The following is a 26,990-nucleotide window of genomic DNA, read 5'->3' on the forward strand; positions in this document are numbered from 1 at the left end:
TGAAATGGGCGTTCTGACGCCGCCTCTAGCGAACGAGCCTATGCGGCTTTGGATAACAAAAAAAGAATTGGTGCCGTTATGTTCACGCGATTGAGCGCATCAGGTGACATTTTTGCATCACCTGTCAGGACCGCCAGTATTGTAAGAACAAACGCTCAATCGTCCAGAATGCGCCAGCGATTCCAATGCAGTATGTCATCAGGAGCGTAGCGCCGCGGTGGAGCCGGTTACCGATATGGGCAACAAGGACAAGGATGAGCAGCAATCCTGCCACGAACAGCAATTGGCCGATTTCGATGCCGATATTGAAGAAGATGAGGGCACTGGCCTCCTCACCCGCGGGCAGGCCGATTTCGGCGAGTGCGCCCGCGAAGCCCAGGCCGTGGACGAGCCCGATGCCGAAAATAATGGGCCAGGGATGGCGGGAGATCAGGCTGGGCCTGCCGCGCCGCGCACGCATGATCTCGGCCGCGATCATCAGAATGCTGGCGGCGATCATGATTTCGACCGGCCGGCCGGGCAGGCTGATCTGGCCGAGCGCCGACAGCGCAAGCGTGATGCTGTGCGCGGCGGTGAATGCGGTGGCGGCGATCGCTATTCGCCGCCATCCGGCGAGCAGCAGGACGAGGCCCGCGACGAACAGCAGATGATCGGGGCCGAGCAGGATATGTTCGATCCCGAGGGCGAGATAGCTGAACGCAGGCGACGCACGCGTCTGCGTCATGTCGAGATGCGCGGCGGCAGGTTTCAGGAGGGCGCTGCGCACCTCTCCACCGGGCGCGGTGACGCGCAGAAATACATCCGTGAGCGTGCGGTCGAGCCCGGCCACGCCGACGCTGGAGAGCGGCCGGGCGCAGTGGATCCGCCAGCGTTCGACGACGGCGCCAACCGCGCCCGCCTGACGCTTTGGAGAGACCGCTTCGCACGCCGGGCCGAATTCCGGTGTCAGGGACAGGCGGCGGCCATCGAGGACGGGCTGTTTCCACAGGACATCATAAACGCCGTCCTGCGTCGCCGTGACCTCAAGATAGGCCGGGCGCACTTCATGCGCATGCGCGGCGGCAACGGCGGCCACCGCGAGGAGCGCCATGGCCAGCCACCAGCGGACGATCATTCGGGCGCGCCGATCTCGACATCATAGCGCCCGACAATATCGGCGATCGCCGCCGCGTTGGCCTTTCGCTGCGCCTCTTCCTTCCAGGCCGAAATGACCCTGGTTTTTACCTCGTCGAGAGCCGGAACGCGGCCGGGGCTGCGGGCTTCGATGCGTATCAGATGAAGACCGAATGCCGAGCCGACGGGGGCGCTCCAGCCGTCACCTTCCACCGCGAACAGCGCCTGTGCGAACGGCTGACCGAACAGCTGTGCGAGCTGCGCCTGACCGATATTGGCATAGCTTCTTTGCAGCATGAACGGGTCGCCAAGCGTGCGCCATGGCGTGCCGTCCGCGAGCATATTGCGGGCGGCGTTCGCTTCTGCCTCGGCAGTGTCGCCGCGGCTGTCCGGGCTGAAATACACATGGCTGAAGCTGCGCGTCGGCCGCTCGGCAAAGCGGTCCGTGCGCGCCTCGTACCAGCGCCGAAGCTCGTCCTCCTCCGGCACTTCGATGTCCGCCAACCCCTCAACTGTCGCACGCATTTTCTGCGCCAGCCGTCTGCGGATGATGATGTCGTCCCGGTCGAGGCCGAGCGCCAGCGCCTCGCGCACCAGCGCCCGTTCCTCAACCTCTGCGGAAATAATGCCGCGCATGTCCGCTGGCGCGGGCAGGCGGCCCGCCTCTGCCGCCCAGATACCGGCGAGGCGTTCCTGTTCGGCCGCACTGATGCGGATGGTCCGGTCGTCGCCCTGCGGCTGCCAGACGAGGAACAGCGCGAGCCCAAGCAGGAGGAAATGAACCAGCGGCTCGCGCAGGAGCGCCCGCACCCGAGGCATCAGCGCGCCATCATCCGCGCGGGACGTACCAGATCGGGCTGGTCCATGCGCGTTCCTGAAGGGTCGGTGGCAGCGCGGGATTGGGCGGCGAGCCGTTGCGGATCGCATCCCATGTCGACCAGCGGCACGTGGGTACCTGAAGCACGCGGACATAATAGACGGCGTTCTGGTTCACATCGAAATCGGGATCGCGCCACAGCACTTTCAGTTCCGCATCGCCGCCCTCGGCACTGACTGAACAATCGGCAAGGTCGAGCGTCGATGCGGTGGCGGGACAGCGGTTTGTCGCGCTGTCCACGGCGGCGCCATCGGCGCAGGCCGCGTCATAGACCCTTTCGTGCTTGCCTGGGCCGTCCGACCAGATTTTGACGATCTGCAGTCGCTCCAGCGGCGCTTCGCCGGGATCGCGGACGGCCCAGGCAAGGAAGGCAGGGCTGGACCGGCCATCGCCGATCAGGTCGCCGCCCATCGGGACGCCGCGCGCATAGGCCTGTGATGTCAGGTCCGGCGCATCGACAATGTCGTCGGTCAGATCGAAGCCGCCGAACATGCGCACCTTTATGCGCGGCCCGGATGTCGCGAACGTCTCTTTCCGCCGCATGGCCGCGAAGATGGATTCCCGGCTATTCTCCTCTGCCCAGACACCCGCAAGACCCGAAGCGGCCCAGCGCGAAAACCAGTTGTCGGCATTGGGATCGAGGGTCACGCCCTCCCAAGTCTTCCTGCCATCGGGCGGCACCGACCCGCGCTGCACGGGCGACGCATCGAGAATGCCGACCTTGGACCACATCCGGCTCTCATCGAAGCTGCCGCCCGCGACATGGGTGTCGGACGAGGCAATGAGGCCGAAGCGATAGGGATTGCCCTTGCCCTGTTCGCCGAGCAGCAGGCCATTGCCATAAGCCTCGCGAACGAAGCCGCCCCTGGTTTTCGACACGGTGTCCGAACCGAGCAGCTTGTCATAGATTTCGAAATTCGCCCATTCGTCATTCGGGGACAGCGATGGATGGGTTTCCGATGTGCCCTTCACCTGCGTGATTTCGACGAGCGGCTCGTTGCGCATGCGCTGCTCCGCATATGCCGCGGTGAGCGGCGCACGGTCATAGGTGTCGAGCGCGAACATGCGGCCGTCGGACACGTTGCTGTTGTGCGGGATGGCAAGGCTTTCGTGGCCCTTGGCGCGCTCCGCGTCCATCCAGTCCCACAGGTCCTCGGGATTGGTGGAGTCAAGCGTTGCGAACGCCCGGTCGGGAGCCGTGCCCCTGAAGAATACATTTCGGTGCAGATTGCCGCCGCCAAAGCCGCTGTCGCCGTCGGAGGTCGTCACGGCGGTATATTCGAAACCGGCGAAGGTCGTCAGCCTGCCCGGCACGTAGTTTCTGTCGGCGGCCTCCACCGTGCGTGCCCAGGTCGACCGCATGACGGTTTCGTCGGCGGCACCCTTGATCGCAATGCCGCTCCTGACCGAGGCACCGACAGTCTGGAATGCCGCGCCGATCGCCGTGAGATCGGTGGAGAAGAGGCTTTGCGCGAGCGGAAGTTTCGACAGTTCGGTCGTGTCATCGTCCATCGCTGGAAGTATTCCGAGATAGGCCGCGTGATCCGTTACCGCGACAAAATCGAGCGGCGGACCGGAGAGGGACAGGTCATAGCCCGCCGGGTGCCGGATGGTCTCCCCGCGCGCGAACCGGTACACGTCGTCCGGCGTCGAGCGCACGTTGAAAATATAGGCGTCGAACGAATTCTTCGTATGAATATGGAGGTCGCCGAAATAGGCGTTGCGGTCGGCATTATACCCCGCCGTCCTGATTTCGGCCGACGCGTTCGCCGGCGCGACATCCTCATTTCCATCAGTCGCGCCGCAGGCCGCCAGAAGCACCGCGGACGCCAGCAGGATTGCGCGTATCATGTCCCGTCTCCCCCCCGGTTTTTTCACGATCGCAGCATAAATAGATCTGGTCTGAAAGAAACCTGTGAGAGAAGAGTGGTTAAAAGGCGGTGCGGAATGCGGCGATGAAGCGGGGAAGATCGCCCTCCGGCAGGTGATTGATGCCCGCCGCACCGGCGCGCCCGCCGCCCGTTTCGAATTGCAGACAAAGCCGGTCCGCGCCGTCCCGGCGCGCCACGGGTGCGCGGACGCTGACGAGATAGCCGCCCTCTGGCCGGTCCGTCAGGATGGCATGCGCGCGCTCTGGATGGTCCTGTGCGATGGCGTTGCCATAGACACCCGACACGCGCCGCGAAGCCGCCGTGTCCGGCAGGTGCAGGATGAGGCCTTCGGGCGCCGCGTCGATGATATCGGCATGTTCCGCGGCGGCCATGTCCGCCTTGTAGCCCTCTTCGAGGACGGCGAAGATATCGGCGCTTTCGCTCAGGAAACCGAGCGGCGACGCATGCCTGACGAGGTTGAGATAGAGCGCGTCGGGCGCAAAATGCAGGTCGCTTGTCGCGGTGCCGTAGCCATTATAGTTGATCAGCGTCCCCAGCCGTTCGAGCCGCCTGGTATCCGCCGCGCCGAGCCCTGCGGATGCCGCCAGGTCGAGGGCGACCGCGGACAGGCTGTCTCCAAACGCAGCGGTGATCGCCCATAAATGGCTGCTCCCCCCAAGCAGCCTGTCGACGATAAGCGACGTGCAGATGCGCGCGTCCGTATCGATGTGCGCCGTGAGGGCGGGGTGCTCGGGGATATCGCCCGCATTGTGATGGTCGGCGTAGAACACGTCGGCCCCGGCGGCGAGGGCCGCGGCGAGCGCGGCCGCATTGTTGCGCATGGACACATCAAGGACGGTGATGCGGTCGCCTGCCCTTGCCTTCACGCGCTGAAGCAGGGAAATGTCGCGCTTTACGCCGGTAATCAGCGTGGTTTCGCGCGGCATGGCAAGGCGAAGCTGCACCAGGGCGCAGATGCCGTCGGCATCGCCGTTGAAAACGTCGTAGTCAGCCATGCCGCGCCGCCCTATTCGCCGCTGAGGAAACCGGCGCGTTCCAGATAGGCGACGATCGTCTCAGCCGCGTCCTCGGCGGACATCCGCGCCGTGTTGACGCGGATTTCAGGGTCGAGCGGGTCTTCATAAGCACTGTCGATGCCGGTGAAATTCTTGATCTTGCCAGCGCGTGCCTTTGCGTAGAGACCCTTCACATCGCGGGCCTCGGCAACCGCAAGCGGCGTGTCGACATGGATTTCGATGAACTCACCCTCGGCCATCATGCCGCGCGCGATCTGGCGTTCCGTCCGGAACGGCGAGATGAAACTGACGAGGGTGATGAGGCCGGCGTCGGCCATCAGCTTCGCCGTCTCCGACACGCGGCGGATATTCTCGACACGGTCGGCATCGGTGAAGCCCAGATCCTTGTTCAGACCATGGCGGACATTGTCGCCGTCCAGGATATAGGTGTGACGGCCCATATCATAGAGCCGTCGTTCGACGAGGTTCGCGATGGTCGATTTGCCCGATCCGCTGAGGCCCGTAAACCACAGGACCGCAGATCGCTGGTGCTTTTGCCGGGCGCGCTCGGCGCGGCCGACGTTCAGATCCTGCCAGACCACATTCGCAGCGCGGCGCAGCGAGAAATCGAGCATGCCCGCGCCGACAGTCTCGTTCGTCTGGCGGTCGATCAGGATGAAACTGCCGGTGCGGCGGTTCTTCGCATAAGGGTCGAAGGCGATGGGCTGGGCGAGTGAAAGATTGCACACGCCGACTTCGTTCAGTTCCAGGGTCTTTCCGGCGCGTTTGCTAAAATCGTTCACGTCCACCTTGTGCTTTAGCGCGCTGACCGACGCGCCGACGGTTTTGTTGCCGGTTCGGAGACGATATTGGCGGCCGGGCAGCAGTTCCTTCTCCGCCATCCAGAGCAGTTTCGCCCGGAACTGGTCCGATTGTTCCGCCGGGTGGTCCTTGTCGCAGATGATGTCGCCGCGGCTCGAATCGATTTCATCCTCAAGCACGATGGTGACAGCCTGTTCCCGTACGGCGCGCGGCAGGTCGCCGTCGAATGTCGAGATCGACTTCACCTTGCTGCGCTTGCCCGACGGGATGGTGATGATTTCATCGCCCGGCGCGATGCTGCCCGAAGCGACGGTGCCGGCAAATCCGCGAAAGTCGAGATTGGGCCTGTTCACCCATTGCACCGGCAGACGGAAGGGCGCGTCGTCCTCGGTCTGAAGAATGTCCACGGTTTCAAGATATTCCAGCAATGCTGGGCCGGTGTACCAGGGCATGGCGGCGCTTTTTTCGGTGACATTGTCGCCCGTGAGCGCGCTCATCGGAATGGCGGTGATGTCGCCAAAGCCCAGCCCGTCGCCGAACCTGCGAAACTCTGCCTCGATCTCGTGGAGACGGGCTTCCGACCAGTCCACCAGGTCCATCTTGTTCACCGCGACGGCGACGTGCCGGATGCCCAGCAGCGATGCGATGAACGCGTGGCGGCGGGTCTGCACCTGAACACCGTGACGCGCGTCGATCAGGATGATGGCGACGTCGGCGGTTGATGCCCCGGTCGCCATATTGCGGGTATATTGTTCATGCCCCGGCGTATCGGCGACGATGAACTTGCGCTTTTCGGTCGAGAAGAAGCGGTAGGCGACATCGATGGTGATGCCCTGTTCACGCTCCGCGGCGAGACCGTCGACAAGAAGCGCCAGATCAGGCGCTTCGCCGGTCGTGCCGACGCGCCTTGAATCCTGCTCGACCGCCGCAAGCTGATCCTCGTAGATCATCTTGGTATCGTAGAGCAGACGGCCGATCAGCGTGGATTTGCCATCGTCGACGCTGCCGCAGGTGAGGAAACGGAGCAGGTCCTTATTCTCATGCGTCTCGAGATAGGCGAGGATGTCGGCGGCGATCGCCGCATCGGGGGCGTAGGAAGAGGAACCCTGGTCAGTCATCAGAAATATCCCTCCGCCTTCTTGGCTTCCATGGAGGCGCCCGCATCGGCGTCGATGACCCGGCCCTGACGCTCCGAAGTGGTGGTCAGGAGCATTTCCTGGATGACATCGGTCAGGCTGGTCGCCTCGCTTTCGACCGCCCCCGTCAGCGGGTAGCAGCCGAGCGTGCGGAAGCGGACCATTTTCTCCTCGGGAACTTCACCCTCGTTCATGGGAATGCGGTCGTCGTCGACCATGATGAGCACGCCGTCGCGTTCCACGACCGGGCGTTTCGCGGCCAGGTACAGGGACGGGAGCGGGATCCCTTCCTTGTGAATATATTGCCAGATATCGAGCTCGGTCCAGTTCGAGATCGGGAACACGCGCATGCTCTCACCCTTGGCGACCTGCGTGTTGTAGATGTTCCAGAGTTCGGGCCGCTGGTTCTTCGGGTCCCAGCGGTGCTGCGCGGAGCGGAAGGAAAAGACGCGTTCTTTCGCGCGGCTCTTTTCCTCATCGCGGCGCGCACCGCCAAATGCCGCGTCAAAGCCGTAATGATCAAGAGCCTGTTTCAGCGCCTGTGTTTTCATGATGTCGGTATGCACGGCGCTGCCATGCGTGAACGGGCCGATACCCTCGCGCAGGCCGTCCTGATTTTGCCACACCAGCAGTTCCATGTTGACGCGCCTCGCCTCCGCGTCGCGAAAGGCGATCATTTCGCGGAATTTCCAGCCGGTATCGACATGCATGAGCGGGAAGGGCGGCGTGGAGGGATAAAAGGCCTTCATGGCGAGATGCAGCATCACGGCGCTGTCCTTGCCCACCGAATAGAGCATGACAGGCTTTTCGCATGTCGCGGCAACCTCGCGCATGATGTGAATGCTCTCCGCCTCAAGGCGGTCGAGGTGCGTCAGGCGTGCGATATGATCATCTTTGCTGGGCATGAAGGCGTCTTACGAGGAGACTCTTACTGAAACCAACATGAAAACCTATGGCGCGGAAAACCGTGCGTATCAGATGGCGACGGTGAACTTCCGGGCGCAGAATTCGCAATCCACGTTCACCATGCCGTCTTCATCCCTGAGCTCGGCGCGATGCTCCTCCGGCAGGGTGCCAAGCCGGCCGGCAATATGCTGCGCGGAACAGCGGCATCCGCGTGACAGCGGCGTTGCGGGCAGGGTGCGCACTTCATCCTGATTGAAAAGCCGCCAGGTGAGTTCCTCAAGCTTCAGGTCCGGGTCCGTCAGTTCGTCCGCCGTCACGGTCGCGGCGAGGGCATTGAGGTGAGCCCAGTCCTCATCGGCGGCCGCCATGGTATCCTCGACATGCAAGCGGGTCTGGCCATCCTCGCCGCGCGGCAGATGCTGTACCATCAGGCCGCCGGCATGCCAGGCGCCGTTTTCGTCCCGGCGTACCGCCGCGCGCAGGACCGTCGGGATCTGCTCGGAGGATTCAAAATATTGGGTAAAGGCCGCACACAGATTTTCGCCCTCCAGCGGGACGATGCCCTGAAACCGCTCCTCGGCGTTTTCCGGTTCCAGCGTGACGGCGAGATATCCTTCGCCGAACAGCGCGGGGAGGTCAGCACCCTGAGGCAGCGCCGCGACCCTGTCCGCGTCAAAGCCGCAATAACCGCGCAGTTCGCCCGCGCGGTAGTCGCAGACGATGAGCCCGATGGCACCGTTCTCCGCCTTTGCCTGTACGGTCGTCTGACCGCCATCGCCCTTCAGCGCGCTGCCGATCAGGGCGGTCAGAACGAGCGTTTCGCCAAGCGCCTTTGCAACGGGCGCGGGATAATCATGCGCACTGAGGATCACCCCAAGCGTATCGCCAAGGCGCATGACGCGCCCGCGTCCCGCGCGCAGCGGAATGGTGAACCCCATGACCCGATTGTCCTCTGGCGAAGGGGCATGGATGGCGGCGGCGCTTTGCGGCGTCCGTTGTGTCGTGCTGGTCATGCCGCGCTATGTAGGGACGCCGACACCGCCCTACAATTCAGCCATTCAGCCATTCAGCCATTCAGCCTGCCCAGACAGTACAGCATCACAGCCTTCTGCGCGTGGACACGGTTTTCCGCCTCTTCGAAGACCAGCGATTGCGGCCCGTCGATAACGGCCTCCACCACCTCTTCGCCGCGATGGGCGGGCAGGCAGTGGAGGAAAATCGCATCGCTGGCCGCCTTCGCCATCAAAGCCTCGGTCACCTGATAGGCGGACAGCGCCACCATGCGCTTGTTCTTGTCCTTGTCACCCATGGAAACCCACGTGTCGGTGACAATGACGTCCGCGCCGCTGACGGCTTCCTCCGGATTGCGGATCACTTCGATCCTGCCGCCGCGCGCCTCCGCAGCCGCGACGTAGCGCGGATCGGGATCGTAGGCGGCGGGGGTGGACAGGCGCAGCGTGAAACCGAGCAGGCCCGCCGCTTCGATGATGGAGTGGCAGACATTATTGCCATCGCCCAGCCAGGTCCAGATCGTCCCGTCGACATTGGCGCCGCGCGCCTCCTCGACCGTTATGATATCCGCGATGACCTGGCAGGGATGGGTTTCGTCGGTCAGGGCATTGATGACGGGGACGCCGCCTGTTTCGGCCATGCGGATGAGCTTGTCATGATCGTCCGTGCGCAGGGAGATAATGTCGGCGAAGCGACCGAGGACCTTCGCCGTGTCCTCGATGGTTTCGCCGCGCCCAAGCTGCATGTCGCCCGCGGACAGTGTCTGGACGGTACCGCCGAGCTGCCTCATCGCCAGTGCCATTGACAGGCGTGTGCGGGTCGAGCTTTTTTCGAAGATCGACGCCAGCTCGTGGCCCGCCAAGGGAGCATCGGCATCCACCATGCCGCGCGGCCGGCCCGCGCGCGCGGCCTTGCGCCGCTTCGCTTCATCGAGAATCGCGCGGACGGCCTGCGGGCCAAGGGGCTCGAGGTCCAGAAAATGGGGCATGATGCTGCTCCTGATTGGCGGCCGAACTAGCCGGCCGTGCCGGTTGCCTTGGCTTCGCGATAGGCGTTCGCCGCCTCGGTCAGCGCCCGCGTACATTCGGCGATATGACTGTCATCGATGTTGAGAGGCGGCAGGATCCGGACGATGTTATCGCCCGCGGCGACCGTCAATATGCCGTACTGGCGCGCGAAATTCACGAAGGGACGCGTGGCCTCGGTCATGCGGATGCCGAGCATCAGCCCCATGCCGCGCACGCTTTCGAACAAATCGTCATGGTTCGGAATCCACTGTTCCAGCGCGTGGCGCAGGCGTTCGCCGGTTTCCTGGACCTGGGTCAGAAACGCGGGCTCGGCAACCACGTCGAGGACGGCAAGACCCGCGGCCATGCCAAGCGGATTGCCGCCATAGGTGGAGCCATGCGTGCCGACCGTCATGCCGTACGCCGCCTTTTCCGTGGCAAGGCAGGCACCGAGCGGGAAGCCGCCGCCAATTCCCTTGGCAATCGCCATGATGTCGGGCTCGATACCGTACTGCTCATACGCGAACAGCGTACCGGTGCGGCCGACGCCGCACTGTACCTCGTCCAGGATCAGCATCAGGTCATGTTCGTCGCAAAGATCGCGCAGACCCTTCAGGAATTCCGGCGTCGCGGGCAAGATGCCGCCTTCGCCCTGGACGGGCTCGACCATGATCCCGGCGGTGCTGTCGCTAATGAGCGCCCTGACGGCGTCCAGATCATTGAACGGGGCGTGGTCCGACCAGTCGGGCAGGGGTTCGAACGGCGTCCGCAGTTTTTCAGAACTGGTCGCGGAAATCGCAGCAATGGAACGCCCGTGGAAGCAATTGTGGAACGTGATGATGCGGTTGCGCTCCGGGTGTTCGTTCACATGCTGATAGGCAAGGGCGGTCTTCGCAGCGCATTCGAATGCCTCCACGCCGGAATTCGTGAAGAATACGGTATCGGCGAAGGTCAGCTCAACGAGCTTCTCCGCCAGCTTCCACTGCCCCGGAACATTGTAGAGGTTCGACGTGTGCATCAAGGTCGCGGCCTGGTCCTGGATCGCCTTGGTGAGATGCGGGTGGCCATGGCCGAGGCAGTTGACGGCGATACCGCTGGCAAAATCGAGATATTTCTTGCCATCGGCGCCGTACAGATACGCGCCCTCCCCGCGTACGGGTTCCACCTCACAGCGGGCATAGGTTGGCATCAGGGCGGGAATGGTCATCTCGGCATATCCTTCGGTCGGAAATTCGAATGCAAAGAGGCGGCACCGCCGTGCCGCCTCGATATGGCATGTGAATTAGGGCTGCGATGGGGGGCAGTCAAACGATGCGGTAAAGCGGGGGCGGGGCAGCGGCGCAGGCGAGGCGGGAGCCACACCCGGCTTCGTGCGTTCTCCCGCCATGACGATCCCGCTCCGCCGCGCCGCCCTCCTGTCATCCCTCATCGGATTTGGCCTGTCGGCCTGCGCCGCGCCCGCGCCTGAAATGGGCGTGGATGCGGCCCTGATGGTGCCCGGCGCGGATAGCTGGGAGGCGGCCATTCTTCCTGAAGATGCCGTTCGGCTTGGCAATCGCGCGAATATCTGGCGCGATGCGCTCGCCCTGACCGCCGCGGCCAATCCCGGCCTGATTGCGAGGGAAGGTGCCATTCTGCAGCAGGGCGGGGCGAGCGATGCGGTGCCTGCCAGCGGCGATTACCGCTGCCGCACGATCAAGCTGGGCGTCGAGGCCCTTGGCGGCATCGCCTATGACTGGTTCCGCTGCCGCGTCGACGACGTGGATGGCCAGACATGGCTGGTCAAGGAGACCGGTTCCCAGCGGCAATCGGGGCGCGTTTTCGGCGGCGGCGTGTTTCTGGGCGGCTTCGCGCTTGGCGACGAAAGCGGCGCCGTTGCCTACCGCGCGCTGGCGGACCGCAATGTCGTCGGGATGTTGGAGATGTTGAGCGCCGGGCATTACCGGCTGGTGCAGCCGCAGCCCGCCCATGAATCGATGCTGGATATTCTGGAGATGAAGGCGCGTTAGCGGCGGCCCTGCCCGCAAACGCAGATCGTGGGATGGCCGTATCCGCCCTTGCGGCGGCGTTTCCCGCTAATTCTTGATCCGCCAGCCGGTGGAAAGAACCCGGTAGCAGGCCGCGAGCAAGGCGAGGTTGATGCCCGTGAGGACAATCATCCCCTGGCCGATCGGCCCGTCGGCCACGCCAAGAAAGCCATAGCGAAACCCGTCGATGACGTAGAAGAACGGGTTCCCAAGGCTGATCGTGCGCGCAAGTTCCGGCAGGCGCTCGATGACGTAGAATGTTCCCGACAATAGCGACAGTGGCTGCACCAGGAAATTCGTCACCGCTGCCGCATGGTCGAACTTGTCCGCCCACAGGCCCACAAGAATGCCAAGCAGGGCCAGCATGATCATGCCGGACAGGCCGAAGAAAACGATGGCCCATGGTTCGCGAATCACCGGGCTGACGCCGGGCCATAGCCACATGGCGAGGTAAACCGCGGCGCCGACGAGCAGGCCGCGCGTGACGGCGCCCGCGACGAAGCTGACGAGCAATTCCCATGTCGATAGCGGCGGCATCAATATGTCGACGATCGTGCCCTGGATCTTCCCGATCAGCAGGCTGGACTGGCTGTTCTGGAACGCGTTTTGGATCATGGCCATGATGATGAGGCCGGGGGCAAGGAAGTCGTTGAAATCAAAGCCCAGCACCTGCCGGTCCCCGCGGCCGAGCGCGACGGTGAAGATCGCCAGAAACAGCAATGTCGTAATCGCCGGCGCCCAGACAGTCTGCAACTGCACCTTGAAGAAACGCTTCACCTCCTTCATGTAGAGCGTCTGCAATCCCCGCCAGTTGATGAACGGGATCAGCGGCACGCCCGGCTCCGGGTGCTTCGCGGTCGCGATGGGTTTGGGCTTGGTGCTCATGCCGGTCGTCGATAGTGGTGCGCCCTTCGCCTCGCAAGTCGCGCGAGACATATGAATTTGGAGTAAGCCCCGCCCATGTCATGGACCGATGAACGTATCGCCATTCTCAGCCGCCTTTGGGAAGAGGGCCACCCCGCGTCGAAAATTGCCGAGGAGCTGGGCGGGGTCACCCGCAATGCCGTGATCGGCAAGGCGCACCGCCTTGGCCTTGAAAAGCGCCCGAGCCCGGTGAAGTCGGACGCCGGCAAGAAGAAGGCCGCGGCAAAGCCCGCGCCCGCGAAACCGAAAAAGGCGCCTGCGCCCAAGGTGAAGCCGCCAGAGCCCGTCAAGCCTGTCGTGGCAGCACCGGAAATCCCGGCCGCCGCGGAACCTGTGGTAGAGGTGGAGGATGACGAAGAGGAGGTCGTGGTCGCCATCGATCCGAAGGTGCCGCTGTCCGCGCGCTCCGACGTCGATCAGTCGACGACGGCCGCGCCGCGTATCCAGATTCACGACCCGCGGCCCGCGCCGCGTCCCGCCCCGAAAAAGCCGCTGCGTCCTGCGCGCAGCAGCGAGGCGGTCAAGGACAAGACCTCGCTGCTCGACCTGAACGAGCGCACCTGCAAATGGCCGATCGGTCATCCCGGCGAGGCGGAATTCCATTTCTGCGGCGGCAAGTCGGAGCCCGGTTTTCCCTATTGCAATGCGCACTGCGCGGTCGCCTATCAGGCCCAGCAGCCACGCAAGGATCGTCCGGGCCGTACGCCGATGCCGAACCTGCCGCGCCCGCGATAGGAACAGGACGGAAGTTCAGGACGGAAGTTCAATTATATGTTCAGGGGGTGCCCGGACGGTGAGTTCCGGGCATCTGCCCTGGATCTGTCACAAGACGTGGATACCGGTCCGGTCTGCGCGGGTATGACATTTGTCCGATATGCCATGCCAAAGACCGATCATCCTGAGCGCGGTCGAAGGACGCATAATGATCTTGCAGCGGCTTGGGCGCGTCACTCGACTGCGCTCAGGATGATCAGGATTAGTATGTTGCGGAGACAAATGTGGCGGACAGCTCCGCCGCAGACAATTCAGCCTGCAGCCCTATAATCCCCTGGCGCCTGGATTCTATTCAGCCACCTTCGGTGCGGGCGCGGATGCCCTCTTCGCTTCTGCGACCAGTTTCAGTTCGCTCGCCGTCCCCTTGTGGCTGAGACGGCCATCGGTCTGGGCGCCGGCCTTCATGTCGATGCGCGTATAGCTGATGTCACCGCTGGTTCTGGCGGAGTTTTCGATGGTTAGTTCATCGGCGGAGATGGAGCCGCTGACGGAGCCGGCGATGCGGGCCTCACCGGCGGTGATGGCACCCTCGATATGACCGCTTTCGCCGAGCACGAGCACGGCGCATTTCACATCGCCTTCGACGCGGCCTTCGATATGAAGGTCGCCCTGCGCGGCGATATTGCCCGTGACGGTCACGCCCTCGCCAAGCACGGAGAACGGGCCACTGGCAGGGCCGCCGCCGCCGCGTTTTGGTTCAGCCCGCATCGGGCCTGGTCCTGCCGTCTCCGGCTGCGAGGTTTTGGATTTCGAGAACATGGGGTGCGGCCTCCAGAAATGGACGTGGATCAACGGCCTTGCCATCGATGCGGACTTCGAAATGCAGGTGCGTGCCGGTCGACCGCCCCGTCGAACCCATGCCGCCAATCCGCGCACCGCGCGCGACCCGCTGACCGGGCTTCACGTCGATACGCGACAGATGTGCGTAACGGGTGCGAATGCCGCGCCCGTGGTCGAGCACGACGATGTTGCCATAGCCGCGAAGCCGCGTGGCCCTTGCCACACGCCCGGGTGCCGCGGCGAGGATCGGCTCGCCATGCCGTCCGCCAAAATCCTGCCCCATATGCATGGCAGGCGCGCGGGTGATCGGGTCGTAGCGGAAGCCGAACTTGCTCGTCAGGCTCATCTGCTTCGCCGGGGCGGCGGACGGAACCTGCATGAGCGCGCTTTCCAGCCGCTCCATCCGGTCCATCGCGGCGGCCATGTCGAGAAAGGCGGTGTCCTGAGCGCTGCCGGCTTCGTTGCCGAACGGTATGAAGGGGCCGCCCTGTCCAGTGCGGGCACCCAGAAGGCGGGCCGGTTTCAGACCGAGGCGGGCGATCTTCGCCTCCGCCCTCGCGCTGCGGGCCCTGGCGATGCCGGTAATGGTCGCGGCGAAGGCGAGCTGGCGCGCTTCCATGTCGATGAGGCGGCCCAGTCCCGGAACCGCATTCCTCGCCGTGTCCCCCGCGGCAACCGGAGCGGCCGTCTCAGCGGCGGGAAGGTCGCCGAAATAGCGCCTCGCCAGGCCCTCCAGCGCCTCTTGCCGACCCTCCAGCAGGTCCGCGCGGTCATCGACCGAACCGCGATAGGCCTGAACCGCATTCGCCGTGCGCGCGATTTTGGCGGCCTTCGCACTGATAGCGATTTCGGTCTGGTGCGCCTGATACTGCCGGGCGAGCATGATGCCCGAGACGGTGAGCCATGCAAGCATGGCGAAGACGAGCGCGGCAAGGATGCCCAGCTGCACGCGGCTGCTGATCGTCAGATATCGGATGCGCCCCTCGCTGCGCATGTAAAATTCTCGGTCCGGAAAGCTGTCAGCGATCCGGGACATCAATCGAACAAAGATAAGCGGCCCCACTTACAAACGGGCACGGCATGCAGGAACCCTCCCCAACACGATGTGCACGAACATGGTTAATGCCGATTTTGGCGATTCGATCAACCATGGGCCGTGAAACGCGTCTCAGCACCGGCGCCGCCCGTCGCAAATCGAAGCCGATTTCGATGACGGCCCTGTGCGCGTGACGTCAGGCGACGCGTTCCCTTACATAGCTGCCTGGCGCGTCCTCGATCGCTTTCAGTTTGCGCGTGCCGGGTTTGCGGGCGGCGATTTTCTTGCCGGATTGCGGGGTCAGCCACGCGATCCAGTCGGGCCACCAGCTGCCGGGCGTTTCGCTGGCCTGTGCCTGAAATTCTTCCAGCGTGTCAGGCAATTTGCCGTCGATCGTCCAATATTGGTATTTCTTCGCGCTGGGCGGATTGACGACGCCCGCAATATGGCCGCTGCCGGCCATCAGGAAGCGGACCGGGCCTTTGAAGTGTTTTGGCAGTTTCCAGACCGACTTCAGCGGCGCAATATGATCTTCCTTGCCCGCCTGCACATAGGAAGGTGTCTTTACCTTCGTCAGGTCGATGGGTGTGCCATCGATCGTGATCGCGCCGGGTTTCACGAGTTTATTGTCGCGATACAGATCCTTCAGATAATTCTGGTGCCACTTTGCCGGAACATTGGTCGCATCGCCGTTCCAGAAAAGCAGGTCGAACGGAAAATAATCCTTCCCCAGCAGATAATTATTGACGACATAGTTCCAGATCAGGTCGTTCGAGCGCAGCATGTTGAAGGTCGTCGCCATGGCGCGGCCATCGAGATAGCCCTTCTCGCGCGAATTTTCGTCCGCGAGCATCAGTTCGCCATCATGGATGAAAACCGAGAGTTCACCGGCATCTTCAAAATCGACCTGTGCCGTGAAGAAGGTGGCGGTCTTGACCTTGTCCGCTTCGCCGCGTTCGGCAAGGAGCGCCAGCACGGCCGCAAGGGTCGTGCCCGCAACGCAATAGCCAATCGTATGCACCGCAGGGGCCTTCGTGTCGGCCAGAACCTGATCGATGGCTTCGAGAAAGCCCTCCTTGACGTAGCTGTCCAGCACGACGTCGGCGGTACTTTCGTCGGCATTCTTCCAACTGACGACGTAGACGGTGAGGCCCTGCTCGACCGCCCAGCGGATGAAGCTTTTTTCCGGTGTCAGGTCGAGAATATAGAATTTGTTGATCCATGGCGGAAAGATCAGCAGCGGAATTTCATACACCTGTTTCGTTGTTGGCGCGTACTGGATCAGCTGGAACAGGCGGTTCTGAAAAACGACCTTGCCCGGAGTGACCGCAACATTGACGCCCACCTCAAAGGCGTCCTCATCGGTCATGCGCATGCGGCCATTTTCGATGTCGTGCAGCAGGTGCTCCGTGCCCTTCAGCAGATTCTCGCCGCCGCTCTCGATGGTGGCGTTCAGAACATCCGGGTTGGTCAGCAGATAATTTGTCGGCGACATCGCATCGACGAACTGGCGCGTGTAGAAGAGCGCCTTCTCGCGATCCTTTTCCGACATGTTGTCGAGCCCGCCGACCGCATCCAGGATATAGCTGCTGGTCATCAGATAGGCCTGTTTGATGAACGCGAAGGCAGGTGCGCTTTCCCATGATTCCGATTTGAAGCGCTTGTCCTGACGCGCGGCATCGGCGACCGGTGCGGCCATGTCGCCGCCCAGAAAGCCCTGCCACAGCCGTGCGGATTCCTGAACATAGTCCATCTGCATCTGCGCGAGCTTCACCGGATCGGACAGCGCCGCCTGCGTCATGCCCGTCCACATATCCGCAAAACCGAAAGGGTCGATATTGGCAGACGGCGTCGCCGGTTCCTGCCGTGCCATGAAATCCATCATCATCTGCTGCGCCTTGCCTGTCAGGTAGGTCATGCGCTCGAACGTCGCGGCCGGGTCGGATTGCAGGTCTTTTGCGGACATCTTTTTAGGCTCCCCATGGTTTTCGCTCGCCAAGCGAAATCTGCCGCGGTTATAGCGGCCCTTGCCCTGACAATGCAGGGAATAAGCAGATAGTTCAATCGAGGCCAAACGTGACTGACGAATATTACCGCATCAAGCGTCTCCCGCCCTATGTGTTTGCCGAGGTAAATGCGGCCAAGGCGGCGGCGCGTGCGGCGGGTGTCGATGTCATCGATCTGGGCATGGGCAATCCCGACACGCCGCCGCCAGATGCGGTGATCGCGAAACTTGCGGAGGTCGCCGCCGACCCGCGCGCGCATCGCTATTCCGCCAGCCGCGGCATTCCGGGCCTTCGCAAGGCGCAGGCGCGTTATTACGAGCGGCGCTTCAACGTAAAATTGAATCCCGAGACGGAGATCTGCGTCACGCTGGGATCGAAGGAAGGCCTTGCCAATCTGGCGCAGGCGATCACCGCGCCCGGCGATGTCATCCTGTCGCCGAACCCGTCCTATCCCATCCACGCGTTCGGCTTCATCATCGCGGGTGCGACGGTCCGTTCGATCCCGGTGAGCCCGGGGCCGGAATTTTTCACGTCGCTGGAATATCAGATGCGTTTCACGGTGCCGCGCCCGACCGGCATGGTCATCGGCTATCCGAGCAATCCGACGGCGGAAACGGTCGACCTCGATTTCTACAGGGAGGTGGTCGCCTTCGCGAAGAAGCATGAGCTGTGGGTCATCTCCGACCTTGCCTATGCGGAAATCTATTTCGACGGCAATCCACCGCCATCGATCCTGGAAGTGGATGGCGGGCGCGACGTGGCGGTCGAGTTCACATCCATGTCGAAAACCTTTTCCATGGCCGGGTGGCGCATGGGCTTCGCGGTCGGCAATGAGCGCATGATCGGGGCGCTGACGCGGGTGAAATCCTATCTGGACTACGGCGCGTTCACGCCGATCCAGGTCGCCGCCGTCGCCGCCCTGGACGGACCGGAAGAAGAGATTGCCAAGCGCCGCGACATGTACAAGCGCCGCCGCGATGTGCTGATCGAGAGCTTTGGCCGCGCGGGCTGGGACCTGCCGGTGCCCAATGCGTCCATGTATGTCTGGGCGCCGGTTCCGGAGGCATTCGCGCATCTGGGCGCCGTCGGCTTTGCCAAGAAGCTGATCGAGGAAGCGGGCGTTGCCGTCTCCCCCGGCGTCGGTTTTGGCGAGCAGGGTGAAGCCTTCGTACGGATCGCCTTTGTCGAGAATGAGCAGCGCATCCGCCAGGCGGCGCGGCAGGTGAAAGCCTTCTTCCAGAAAGCATGAACGGCCGGAAATCATCGGCCGGAAGTATCGGAACCAATATCATGACCATTCCCCTTCGCATCGGCATTGCCGGCCTTGGCACGGTGGGCGCAGGCGTTGTCCAGCTGCTGGCCGAAAACCGCGACCTGATTTCGCGCCGTGCGGGACGGCCGATTGAGATCGTCGCGGTCAATGCCCGTGACCGCGCGAAAGGACGCGGCGTCGACCTGTCTCCCTATCGCTGGCAGGATGACGCCGCGGCGATGGCGCAGGCCGACGATATCGATGTGGTCGTGGAACTGATCGGCGGCGCCGACGGGCTTGCCGTGGCACTGGCCCGCAAATCCCTTGCGGCCGGGAAGGGGTTCGTCACGGCGAACAAGGCGATGGTCGCGCATCACGGCGCGGAGCTGGCGACGGCGGCGGAAAAAGCGGGCGCGGCGCTGAAATACGAGGCCGCGGTCGCGGGCGGCATACCGGTCATCAAGGCCCTTGGCGGCGGTGCGGCGGCGAATGAGATCGTCAGCCTGTTCGGCATATTGAACGGGACCTGCAATTACATCCTGACCGAGATGGAAACAAAGGGCGCGCCCTTTGCGGATGTCCTGAAAGATGCGCAGGCGCTCGGCTATGCCGAGGCGGACCCCACATTTGACATTGACGGCATTGATGCCGCGCACAAACTCGCGATCCTTGCCAGCCTGGCCTTTGGCACCGCGCTCGATTTCGATCATGTCGAAACGCGCGGCATCCGCGAGATCGAGAAGGTCGATATCGAGCGCGCCGCCGCGCTTGGCTATCGCGTGCGGCTGGTTGGCGAAGCGCGCCTTATCGATGGCCGCCTGGTCCAGCGTGTGCATCCCGTGCTGGTGCCGCTTGCGCATCCGCTGGCCAAGGTGACCGGCAGTTTGAACGCGGTCGTGGCTGACGGCAATTTCGTCGGGCGCCTGACCTTTGAAGGCGCGGGCGCGGGCGCAGGCCCGACGGCAAGTGCTGTGGTCGCCGATCTGATCGACATCGCGCGCGGCGAAACCGCGCCGGCCTTTGGCATTCCCGCCGCCTCGTTGAAGCGCGTGGAAACAGGCGATCATGAGGACAGTATCGGACGCTCGTACCTCCGCGTTGCCGTCGCCGACGAACCCGGCGTCCTTGCGGACCTGACCGCTATCCTGCGCGACTGCGGCGTCAGCATCGCCAGCCTGATCCAGCGCGGCGAAGCGGGCGATGACGAGGTTTTCATCGCCATCATCACGCATGAAACCAAGCTCAGCCAGACAGCCGACGCCGTCCGCCGCATGGGGGCACTGTCAAGCGTCCTGACACCGCCGATGCGGCTCGATATTCTTTCGTAGGGTATTGTCCCTGAACTCCGATCGTATTCACGATCTCGCGTGGATTTGACACCGAAGAGCGTTGGGGACCGTGTGTCGATGAAGCGCCAACGTCTGACGCTGGGTGGTGAGCGGACTGGCGGATTTCGGGAAGAACGTTATAATAGCGGACGTGAAGTTATGGCGCCTAATCCGATCAAGTCATCTGGTCGATCGAGACGGCGACGGATTCGGGTACGAGTAGGCCATGCCGTTCTACATAAGGAAGTCGGTTAGCGCGGGTCCGTTTCGCTTCAATTTCTCCAAGGGAGGCGTCGGCCTGTCTGTGGGGGTGCGTGGCTTTCGGCTCGGAACGGGTCCGCGCGGTCATTACGTGCACGCGGGTCGCGGCGGCCTCTACTACCGTAAGACCCTCAATGCATCGCAATCGGTTCGTGATGGCGAAAGACGGGCATTGAGCGAGCCCCCCGCACCTAACCAAAGGCAACCTGAAACCATATCCAGGATCGACATGGTCGCCGTATCTTCCGGCGCTGTCGCCGACATGGAGGATGCGCGCTTCGCCGACGTGCTCGCCGAAATGGTCGAGAAGCAGCAGTCGGCGCGGTTAGCGACCGTCTTGATGTGGTGCGGCATCGCGTTTGCGGCGTTGACCACGATTGTCGGAGGGGGGATCGGCTTTTTACTAGGCGCTACCGTTGCATTCGGGGGCCGGGTGCTGGGGTCATGGCTGGACGAAAGTCGGCGTTCGGTCGTGCTGATGTATGATCTCGAGGACGATGCCGCCAAGGCGTATGAGGCTATGACTAACGCTTTCGACAGGGTCGCGAACTGTCATGGCAAATGGCACGTCGATGCCGGTGGGGCGGTCAATGACCTCGTGACTTGGAAGCGCAATGCTGGCGCCAGCCATGTGCTGGACAAGCGTCCTACTGTTTTCGGTTATGGTCTGCCGACGATCTTGAAGAGCAACATCACCCCGCCTTCGATGAGCGTGGGCAAGGAGACGCTCTTCTTTCTCCCTGATTTTCTACTGGTCGTCCACAAAGAAAGTGTCGGTGCTGTCGCTTACGACCAGCTTTCGATCGTGTGGCAGGATTCCAATTTCATCGAGGAAGGGGCCGTCCCTGGTGATACGACCGTTCTCTTCCACACTTGGAAACATCCGAACAAGAGCGGCGGTCCCGACCGACGGTTCGCGAATAACTACCAGATCCCCGTGTGCCTTTACGAGAGCATCCATCTCGCGAGCCCCAACGGGCTCAATGAGCTGCTTCAGGTCTCCTGCAATGGTGTTGCTGCCCCACTCGCGATGGCTGTAACGGAATTGTCGAGGTGCAACGGTGCCTCCGCAATCGACCGTTCTCTGCCGAGGCTGACGAGTGGCTGATACCGGCGAGCCGAGCCGAGGCACCGAGTCCGCAATTGGACGATGACAAACACAGCTCGAACGTTCGCAATTAGGGTCGCTAGCAGAAAGTTCGCTTTACAGGCCTCCGTTCCTGACGGGCCGTTTGCGCATTCCGGGATAGTTGCTATTCGTATACGCCAGCGTGAATCTGGGGGAGGACGCATCGTGGCGATGGCCGCGGCTGATCATGCGGGTGAGGTTGAGCTCGACCCGCAGCGCGGCCGGCAGGTTATCACCGATGATCCAGCACCCGGAAATGCCTGTTATTGGAGTGGTTCGCGGGCATTGACATGTGCCGCCCACAGAACGAGTTTGAAGTGTGAAGTTCTTCAGCTCATTTCTTGTGTTTGCTACGATGATAGCGGTGACCGGGTGCGCCCATGCGCGTCAGCCCAACTGCTCCGATCCGGTGACTGCGAGGGCGGAGATCGACCGCACCATTCATGATTTGTTCGATGCGCTTCGCGAGGATGATGAGGCGTCCTTCAAACGCCTGACCACCGAATCCTTTTACGCGTTCGATGTCGGCAAGCGTTTTGATGGGACCGAGCTCTTGGACGCAATTCGAAGCGCTCACGCTGAGGGTGTGCAAATCAATTGGTCGATAGGCCCGATAGATACAAAGCTGAGCTGCGATGTCGCATGGTCCGCTTGGGAGAATATTGGCAGCGCCGGGATTCCGCCCGACCTTCAGCCTGTTCGCTGGCTCGAGTCAGCTGTAATCGTTCGCGAGAACGAGCGCTGGAAAATCGACTTTTTCCATTCGCAGCGTGCGGCCAAGCCATAGGGAAATACCAACTGCCGACCGCTTCTGGGTCGCAGGCAGAAAGTCTGCTTTCTCGGCCTCCTCCCCTGACTGACCGTTTGCGCATTCCGGGATAACTGCTATCCGTCTGCGCCAGCGTGAATCTGGGGGAGGACGCATGGTGGCAACGGCCGCAACTGATCATTCGGACGAGGTTGAACTCGATCCGCGGCGCGACCGGCTGGTCATTACCGCATCGTCGCTGGGTACCGTTTTCGAATGGTATGATTTCTTTGTCTACGGCAGCGCTTGCCGCGCTGCTGGGCCGCCTGTTCTTTGCGCAGGTGGAGTCGGAAACGCTGGCCTTCCTGCTGAGCCTGGCGACGTTCGCCGTCGGCTTTCTCGTGCGTCCAATTGGCGCCGCCATCTTCGGCTATCTGGGTGACAGGGTCGGACGCAAATATACGTTTTTGGTCACGATCAGCCTGATGGGCGTGGCGACAGCCGCTATCGGCCTGCTGCCGACCTATGCGCAGATCGGGGTCTGGGCACCGGCGCTGCTGATCACCATCCGCATCCTTCAGGGCCTGGCGCTTGGCGGCGAATATGGCGGTGCGGCGATCTATGTCGCGGAGCACGCCCCCGCGCACAGGCGCGGCTTTTATACCGGATTCATCCAGGCGTCGGTTTCGGTCGGGTTCCTCTTGGCGCTTGGTGTCGTCATCGGGACAACATTCCTGCTGGGCGAAGAGGCGTTCAACGCATGGGGCTGGCGCATCCCGTTCCTCATTTCGCTGCTGCTGCTGGCGATATCGCTGTGGATCCGGCTGAAGCTAAACGAGAGCCCGGTGTTCAAGGCGATGAAGGCCGCAGGCCGCACCGCGAAAAACCCGCTGAAGGAGAGCTTTGCCGACTGGCAGAATGTCCGCCTGATCCTGATCGCCATGTTCGGCATTGCCGCGGGCCTGACGGTGATCTGGTACAATGCGCAATTCTACACGCTGTATTTCCTGCAATCGACGAGCGGCGTGTCAGAGGCGGATGCAAGGAAGCTGATCGCGTGGGGTGTGATCGTCGCCGCGCCCGCTTTCGTGTTCTTCGGCTGGCTGTCGGACAAGGTTGGCCGGCGCAAGGTCATGATCAGCGGCTATGCGCTGACACTGATATTGCTGTTCCCGCTATATCATATGATCGCCGGGGCCGCGAACCCGGCGCTGGACAAGGCGATGACCGAGAACCCGGTTGTCATCAGCGTTCCGGCGGATTGCAATTACAGCGCGCTTGCCGACGTGCAGAAGGGCGACTGTGCCAAGTCGCTGGAATGGTTCGTCGGGAACGGCATCGACTTCACCCGCATTCCCGTCAAAAGCGCCGATGAGTTCGAAGTCGCCGTTGCGGATTCGCGTATCCTGAACTTCGATCCCGGCGGCTTTGCGGCGGCGGTTGCGGATGCGGGCTATCCGCTTGAGTCTGATCCGGCGGCGCGCGCCAATGGCATTGTGCTGCTGGGCATCATCACGCTCAGCCTGTTGTCGGCCGCGACCTATGGCCCGGTGGCGGCGATTCTCGTGGAGCTGTTTCCGGCGAAACTGCGCTACACCAGCATGTCGATTCCGTACCACATCGGCACTGGCGTCTTTGGCGGGTTGTTACCGCTCGTGTCGCAGTTCATCGTGGTCCAGACGGGCGCGGTGTTCTCGGGGCTGTGGTATACGTTCGTGATCGTGACGATCGCGCTCATCACCACCTTCTTCTTCCTGCCGGAAACCGCTGGAAAGGACATATCGGGATGACCGGCCCACTTGCCGGTGTGAAGGTCCTGGACTTCGGCCAGATTGTGTCCGCGCCGATGGCGGGCATGTGGCTGGGCGACCAGGGCGCGGAGGTCATCAAGGTCGAAGGGCCGGAGGGTGATCCGCTGGCGAGCCTGGGGCCGGCAAAAGCGGGGCTGGGGGCGATGTACGCCGCCGTTAATCGCGGCAAGACGCTGGAGGTGATCGACCTGTCGGACGAGGCCAATCGTCCGCGCCTTGAGGCGCTGATCGCGTGGGCGGATGTGCTGATCCAGAACTTCCGGCCAGGTGTCGCGGCGCGGCTTGGGTTGGGATGGGCGCGCGCGCAGGAAATCAATGACCGGCTGATCTATGTCAGCATTTCGGGGTTCGGTGATGACGGCCCCTATGCGGGTCAGCGGGTCTATGACATGGCCGTGCAGGCCATTAGCGGCCTTGCCGGTGCGCAGACGCTGGCATCGGGCGGCAAGCCGACCCTGATGGCGGGGATCGTGGCCGACAAGGTCACCGCGCTGACGGCGGCGCAGGCCGCCACCGCCGCGCTGTTCGAACGGGAGACATCGGGCAGGGGACAGCATGTGGAATGCGTCATGCTGGACAGCGCGCTGGCGTTTCACTGGCCCGACGGCATGTGGAACCAGAGCTTTATCGAGGATGAAAAAGGCGGCGCGTCGGCATTCCCGGAATATGCCATGCTGAACAAGCCGCTGCCGGCCAAGGACGGCGCGGTCATCATCGGCGCGATGCAGTATAAGGAGGCGCAGGCGCTCGCCCGCGCCATTGGCGAGGATGACCTGCTGAACGATGCGCGGTTTTCCGACCTGAAGCGCTGGCGGGAGAACGGCAAGCCGTTCTGGCGATTGCTGGCCGCGCGTATTGCCGAGATGCCCGTTGCCGAATTGCGCAAAGGGTTCCTGCGCGAGGATGCCGTGGGTGCCGTCATTGCAAATGCGGGGGATATTGCGGACGATCCGCAGGTGCGGCATCGCAGCCTGATCCTGACGCTGGACGAGCCGGGCGTCGGATCGGTCTATGCGCCGCGCCACCCGCCGCGCTTTTCACGGACGCCCGCGCATGCACCGCGTCCCGCACCGCGCCGCCTCTAGGGCCGGTTAAAACGTCCCTTCAAGGTGGATGTTGAAGATTGTCCCGAAATTGCGGATGCGATTTTCGGTGAATTGCAGCGGGTCGGTCCGTCGGCCGGAAAACACCTGCCGCCGGACCTTGTCATCGCGGTTCAGCAGATTGCCCACCGTGCCGCGTACGGTCAGCCCGGCGATATCCTTGTGTTCCACAAAGGCGCTGAGAGCGCCGGGCGTTTCCACCTGGCGTGAAATGCTGTCGAGGCGGACGAAGGCGGCGTTACGGCGCTCGTCAAAGCTGCCGCCCCATGCGAGGTTGCTACCCGGGATATCGTGCCGGAAATTGACTTCCAATTCGCGCTGTTCATCATCACTGATGTAACGCCGTTCGCCCGTGAGCGGGTCGTCGACCTGACTGCGTTGCAGGGTAAGTTCGATGTCGAGTTTTGCGCCCGTAAAACCAATCGGGTCGCCAAGAAAACTGCTGGTCCATTCGATCCCGTAGCGCGTCGCGCTGCCCGCATTGCCGGGGGCCTCGCCGGCATCGCCAACCGGGATCTGGTCGACGATATCGCTGATCGCCTCATAATAGCCGCGCGCGGTAAAGCTGCCCCACGCGCCAAGGGACTGCGTGGCCTCGACCTCGCTGATCCAGCTTTGCGATGGCGACAGGTTGGCGTTCGTGGCGTTTTCCGTATCGTTGTTCAGATTTACCGATGCGATGAAGTCGAAGAAGTTTAGCTGTCCGACGTCGCGTTCGATGCGTGCGGAGAGGGCGAGGTCGGTGTTCGGCGCCCAAACGACTGAAACGAAGCCCTTCGGGCGGACGAAGGACCGCGTGAGGCCGAGCGGTCCAGACTGGTCAATATGGGAATATTCCGCGCCCAGAGAACTTTGCAGCGACAGCCTCCCTGAAAGCGCCCGGCCGTAGCTGAGGCCGATTTCGCTCCGCTGCTCTTCCACGCGGGCCGCCGCGCCATCGAAATCAATAGGCGTTAGCGTGCCGTCCTCGTCTCTTTCCTCAAGCGCCGATTGGATTTCCAGACTGTTCAGCGCGCCCTCCAGGCTCAGCTGCCAGTCGCCGCCCCATGCGGCCCAGCCATATTCCGCGCGGGCAATCGTTTCGCTTTCGGTCGCGTCACGCGCGAAACGTCCCCCTTCCGTCAATCTTTCATCGGTGAAATCGACATCGAAACGGGTCAAGGTCGGCGAGTCTTCAAAGGAATTCAGTCCGATCAGCTTCAACCGTCCGCCCGCCAGCGCGAACTCATAGTCCGCACTCACCTCGTGATTGAACTCGTTTTCCTTTCTCCGCAGCGTGCGAACGTTATCGATGCCGGTCATATCGGGCAGGATTCGCTGTGAATTCTCGCCGCCCCGGAAAATGTTCCAGCCGACCTGTCCGTTCAGGTTCAGGATATTGCCATTCCCGGCGGTCTTGTGGAACGATCCGGTAAGCTCGGGGCGATCATTGCCGTAATATTCGAATTCATCGCGAAGCTCGATGACCTCTCCGAAGATGTCGGTGACCTCCTCGATCCCCGCTTCACCTCCGCGAAACTCCCGGGTTTCGAACCCCAGCGACCAGCGTGTGCTGTCGCCGCCGCCGGAAACGGAGATGTTCGCATTGCGAAACCCGTCGCTGACCTGGTCGGTCCGCAAGCGCATATTGTAGGAAAAGGAACCGCTGATACCGCTGGAGGCGCGGAGTACGTTCAGGACCTGGCCTGACAGACCCGGTATGTCGAGGCTGGCACCCTCGACCACCTCCAGCCGAATGACGTCTTTTGCGGGAATACGTGAGAGGACGTCGACGGCATCGTTCGATTTTCCCGAAATGCGCTGGCCATTGATCAGGACATTTGCGCCGCCCTGACCAAGGCCGCGTCTTTTGTCTCCGCGCTCGATCATGAAGCCCGGGATCTGCCGCGCCATCTCGAGCGCGGTATTGGGAGAAAACCGTCTGAAATGCGCAGGCGTGAAGATCGCCGCGCCCTGCGGCGCGCCATCGACAACAGGCGGCGGCGTGCCGTCAGAGTTGCCAGCGTCGATATCGGCCCCGGCGTCCTGCGCGAAAGCAGGTGCGACTGCCAC

Annotated in this window: 21 protein-coding genes and 1 pseudogene; 8 read left to right on the forward strand and 14 right to left on the reverse strand. The window is 62.7% G+C overall.

Annotated elements, in window-relative coordinates; all coding sequences use genetic code 11:
• Positions 1 to 124: 124 nt before the first annotated feature.
• From KCG44_RS13790 to KCG44_RS13830, 9 genes are all read right to left on the reverse strand, one after another.
• Positions 125 to 1,114, reverse strand: coding sequence for a HupE/UreJ family protein (locus KCG44_RS13790; RefSeq protein ID WP_218446698.1), 990 nt, complete (start codon positions 1,112 to 1,114; stop codon positions 125 to 127).
• Positions 1,111 to 1,932, reverse strand: coding sequence for a peptidylprolyl isomerase (locus KCG44_RS13795; protein WP_218446699.1), 822 nt, complete (start codon positions 1,930 to 1,932; stop codon positions 1,111 to 1,113). The genes KCG44_RS13790 and KCG44_RS13795 overlap by 4 nt, the downstream gene beginning before the upstream one ends.
• A gap of 10 nt (positions 1,933 to 1,942) precedes the next feature.
• Entirely contained in the window at positions 1,943 to 3,841 is a 1,899-nt protein-coding gene (locus tag KCG44_RS13800) for a DUF3604 domain-containing protein (RefSeq protein WP_218446700.1), read from the reverse strand.
• A gap of 79 nt (positions 3,842 to 3,920) precedes the next feature.
• Entirely contained in the window at positions 3,921 to 4,877 is a 957-nt protein-coding gene (locus KCG44_RS13805) for a DHH family phosphoesterase (RefSeq protein ID WP_218446701.1), read from the reverse strand.
• 11 nt (positions 4,878 to 4,888) lie between these two features.
• Complete coding sequence (gene cysN / locus KCG44_RS13810; RefSeq protein ID WP_218446702.1) at positions 4,889 to 6,817, reverse strand: sulfate adenylyltransferase subunit CysN; 1,929 nt, start codon at positions 6,815 to 6,817, stop codon at positions 4,889 to 4,891.
• Positions 6,817 to 7,740 (reverse strand): sulfate adenylyltransferase subunit CysD, encoded by a 924-nt coding sequence (cysD, locus tag KCG44_RS13815; protein WP_218446703.1) that lies wholly within the window; start codon positions 7,738 to 7,740, stop codon positions 6,817 to 6,819. The genes cysN and cysD overlap by 1 nt, the downstream gene beginning before the upstream one ends.
• Positions 7,741 to 7,809: 69 nt before the next feature.
• Positions 7,810 to 8,754, reverse strand: a complete 945-nt coding sequence (hslO, locus tag KCG44_RS13820) for an Hsp33 family molecular chaperone HslO (RefSeq protein WP_218446704.1) — start codon at positions 8,752 to 8,754, stop codon at positions 7,810 to 7,812.
• Positions 8,755 to 8,807: 53 nt separating this feature from the next.
• Complete coding sequence (gene argF / locus KCG44_RS13825; RefSeq protein ID WP_439651452.1) at positions 8,808 to 9,743, reverse strand: ornithine carbamoyltransferase; 936 nt, start codon at positions 9,741 to 9,743, stop codon at positions 8,808 to 8,810.
• 23 nt (positions 9,744 to 9,766) lie between these two features.
• Positions 9,767 to 10,966, reverse strand: a complete 1,200-nt coding sequence (locus KCG44_RS13830) for an aspartate aminotransferase family protein (protein WP_218446706.1) — start codon at positions 10,964 to 10,966, stop codon at positions 9,767 to 9,769.
• A gap of 178 nt (positions 10,967 to 11,144) precedes the next feature.
• Here KCG44_RS13830 and KCG44_RS13835 point away from each other — a divergent pair, with 178 nt between their 5' ends.
• Positions 11,145 to 11,768: a DUF4893 domain-containing protein gene (locus tag KCG44_RS13835; protein ID WP_218446707.1), complete on the forward strand. Its 624-nt coding sequence runs from the start codon at positions 11,145 to 11,147 to the stop codon at positions 11,766 to 11,768.
• Between the two features lie 66 nt (positions 11,769 to 11,834).
• Here the strand turns inward: KCG44_RS13835 and KCG44_RS13840 are convergent, their stop codons facing one another.
• Entirely contained in the window at positions 11,835 to 12,671 is an 837-nt protein-coding gene (locus KCG44_RS13840) for an ABC transporter permease (RefSeq protein WP_218446708.1), read from the reverse strand.
• A gap of 75 nt (positions 12,672 to 12,746) precedes the next feature.
• On the opposite strand from KCG44_RS13840, the gene KCG44_RS13845 reads away from it, so the two are divergent.
• Positions 12,747 to 13,445 carry a GcrA family cell cycle regulator gene (locus KCG44_RS13845; RefSeq protein ID WP_218446709.1) on the forward strand — a complete coding sequence of 233 codons (699 nt, stop codon included), beginning with the start codon at positions 12,747 to 12,749 and terminating at the stop codon, positions 13,443 to 13,445.
• A gap of 327 nt (positions 13,446 to 13,772) precedes the next feature.
• Here the strand turns inward: KCG44_RS13845 and KCG44_RS13850 are convergent, their stop codons facing one another.
• The 3 genes from KCG44_RS13850 to KCG44_RS13860 form a co-directional block, all read right to left on the reverse strand.
• Complete coding sequence (locus KCG44_RS13850; RefSeq protein ID WP_218446710.1) at positions 13,773 to 14,192, reverse strand: bactofilin family protein; 420 nt, start codon at positions 14,190 to 14,192, stop codon at positions 13,773 to 13,775.
• Positions 14,182 to 15,300 carry a M23 family metallopeptidase gene (locus KCG44_RS14475; RefSeq protein WP_218446711.1) on the reverse strand — a complete coding sequence of 373 codons (1,119 nt, stop codon included), beginning with the start codon at positions 15,298 to 15,300 and terminating at the stop codon, positions 14,182 to 14,184. Before KCG44_RS14475 ends, KCG44_RS13850 begins: the two co-directional genes overlap by 11 nt.
• A gap of 196 nt (positions 15,301 to 15,496) precedes the next feature.
• Positions 15,497 to 17,266 carry a PHA/PHB synthase family protein gene (locus KCG44_RS13860; RefSeq protein ID WP_218446712.1) on the reverse strand — a complete coding sequence of 590 codons (1,770 nt, stop codon included), beginning with the start codon at positions 17,264 to 17,266 and terminating at the stop codon, positions 15,497 to 15,499.
• Between the two features lie 110 nt (positions 17,267 to 17,376).
• Between KCG44_RS13860 and KCG44_RS13865 the strand changes: the two genes are divergently transcribed.
• The 6 genes and pseudogenes from KCG44_RS13865 to KCG44_RS13890 all read left to right on the forward strand — a co-directional run bounded on the left by KCG44_RS13865 (position 17,377) and on the right by KCG44_RS13890 (position 24,920).
• Complete coding sequence (locus KCG44_RS13865) at positions 17,377 to 18,555, forward strand: LL-diaminopimelate aminotransferase (protein ID WP_218446713.1); 1,179 nt, start codon at positions 17,377 to 17,379, stop codon at positions 18,553 to 18,555.
• A gap of 41 nt (positions 18,556 to 18,596) precedes the next feature.
• Positions 18,597 to 19,886 carry a homoserine dehydrogenase gene (locus KCG44_RS13870; RefSeq protein ID WP_218446714.1) on the forward strand — a complete coding sequence of 430 codons (1,290 nt, stop codon included), beginning with the start codon at positions 18,597 to 18,599 and terminating at the stop codon, positions 19,884 to 19,886.
• A gap of 226 nt (positions 19,887 to 20,112) precedes the next feature.
• Positions 20,113 to 21,255: a DUF4236 domain-containing protein gene (locus KCG44_RS13875; RefSeq protein ID WP_218446715.1), complete on the forward strand. Its 1,143-nt coding sequence runs from the start codon at positions 20,113 to 20,115 to the stop codon at positions 21,253 to 21,255.
• Positions 21,256 to 21,595: 340 nt separating this feature from the next.
• Entirely contained in the window at positions 21,596 to 22,063 is a 468-nt protein-coding gene (locus KCG44_RS13880; protein ID WP_218446716.1) for a nuclear transport factor 2 family protein, read from the forward strand.
• Positions 22,064 to 22,199: 136 nt separating this feature from the next.
• Positions 22,200 to 23,814: pseudogene (locus KCG44_RS13885) on the forward strand (MFS transporter).
• Positions 23,811 to 24,920 (forward strand): CaiB/BaiF CoA transferase family protein, encoded by a 1,110-nt coding sequence (locus tag KCG44_RS13890; protein ID WP_218446717.1) that lies wholly within the window; start codon positions 23,811 to 23,813, stop codon positions 24,918 to 24,920. Before KCG44_RS13885 ends, KCG44_RS13890 begins: the two are co-directional and overlap by 4 nt.
• Before the next feature lie 6 nt (positions 24,921 to 24,926).
• On the opposite strand, the gene KCG44_RS13895 is transcribed toward KCG44_RS13890, so the two are convergent.
• Positions 24,927 to 26,990: a TonB-dependent receptor plug domain-containing protein gene (locus KCG44_RS13895; protein WP_218446718.1), complete on the reverse strand. Its 2,064-nt coding sequence runs from the start codon at positions 26,988 to 26,990 to the stop codon at positions 24,927 to 24,929.

Origin of the sequence: Pacificimonas pallii (assembly GCF_019204005.1) — a bacterium.
In the GTDB taxonomy this organism is placed as follows: domain Bacteria; phylum Pseudomonadota; class Alphaproteobacteria; order Sphingomonadales; family Sphingomonadaceae; genus Pacificimonas; species Pacificimonas pallii.

Excerpts from the sequence above, each read along its gene's own strand:
- KCG44_RS13790 (WP_218446698.1), bottom strand. The coding sequence starts at position 1,114 with ATGATCGTCCGCTGGTGGCTGGCCATGGCGCTCCTCGCGGTGGCCGCC.
- KCG44_RS13795 (WP_218446699.1), bottom strand. The coding sequence starts at position 1,932 with ATGCCTCGGGTGCGGGCGCTCCTGCGCGAGCCGCTGGTTCATTTCCTC.
- KCG44_RS13800 (WP_218446700.1), bottom strand. The coding sequence starts at position 3,841 with ATGATACGCGCAATCCTGCTGGCGTCCGCGGTGCTTCTGGCGGCCTGC.
- KCG44_RS13805 (WP_218446701.1), bottom strand. The coding sequence starts at position 4,877 with ATGGCTGACTACGACGTTTTCAACGGCGATGCCGACGGCATCTGCGCC.
- cysN (WP_218446702.1), bottom strand. The coding sequence starts at position 6,817 with ATGACTGACCAGGGTTCCTCTTCCTACGCCCCCGATGCGGCGATCGCC.
- cysD (WP_218446703.1), bottom strand. The coding sequence starts at position 7,740 with ATGCCCAGCAAAGATGATCATATCGCACGCCTGACGCACCTCGACCGC.
- hslO (WP_218446704.1), bottom strand. The coding sequence starts at position 8,754 with ATGACCAGCACGACACAACGGACGCCGCAAAGCGCCGCCGCCATCCAT.
- KCG44_RS13830 (WP_218446706.1), bottom strand. The coding sequence starts at position 10,966 with ATGACCATTCCCGCCCTGATGCCAACCTATGCCCGCTGTGAGGTGGAA.
- KCG44_RS13835 (WP_218446707.1), top strand. The coding sequence starts at position 11,145 with ATGACGATCCCGCTCCGCCGCGCCGCCCTCCTGTCATCCCTCATCGGA.
- KCG44_RS13840 (WP_218446708.1), bottom strand. The coding sequence starts at position 12,671 with ATGAGCACCAAGCCCAAACCCATCGCGACCGCGAAGCACCCGGAGCCG.
- KCG44_RS13845 (WP_218446709.1), top strand. The coding sequence starts at position 12,747 with ATGTCATGGACCGATGAACGTATCGCCATTCTCAGCCGCCTTTGGGAA.
- KCG44_RS13850 (WP_218446710.1), bottom strand. The coding sequence starts at position 14,192 with ATGCGGGCTGAACCAAAACGCGGCGGCGGCGGCCCTGCCAGTGGCCCG.
- KCG44_RS14475 (WP_218446711.1), bottom strand. The coding sequence starts at position 15,300 with ATGTCCCGGATCGCTGACAGCTTTCCGGACCGAGAATTTTACATGCGC.
- KCG44_RS13860 (WP_218446712.1), bottom strand. The coding sequence starts at position 17,266 with ATGTCCGCAAAAGACCTGCAATCCGACCCGGCCGCGACGTTCGAGCGC.
- KCG44_RS13870 (WP_218446714.1), top strand. The coding sequence starts at position 18,597 with ATGACCATTCCCCTTCGCATCGGCATTGCCGGCCTTGGCACGGTGGGC.
- KCG44_RS13875 (WP_218446715.1), top strand. The coding sequence starts at position 20,113 with ATGCCGTTCTACATAAGGAAGTCGGTTAGCGCGGGTCCGTTTCGCTTC.
- KCG44_RS13890 (WP_218446717.1), top strand. The coding sequence starts at position 23,811 with ATGACCGGCCCACTTGCCGGTGTGAAGGTCCTGGACTTCGGCCAGATT.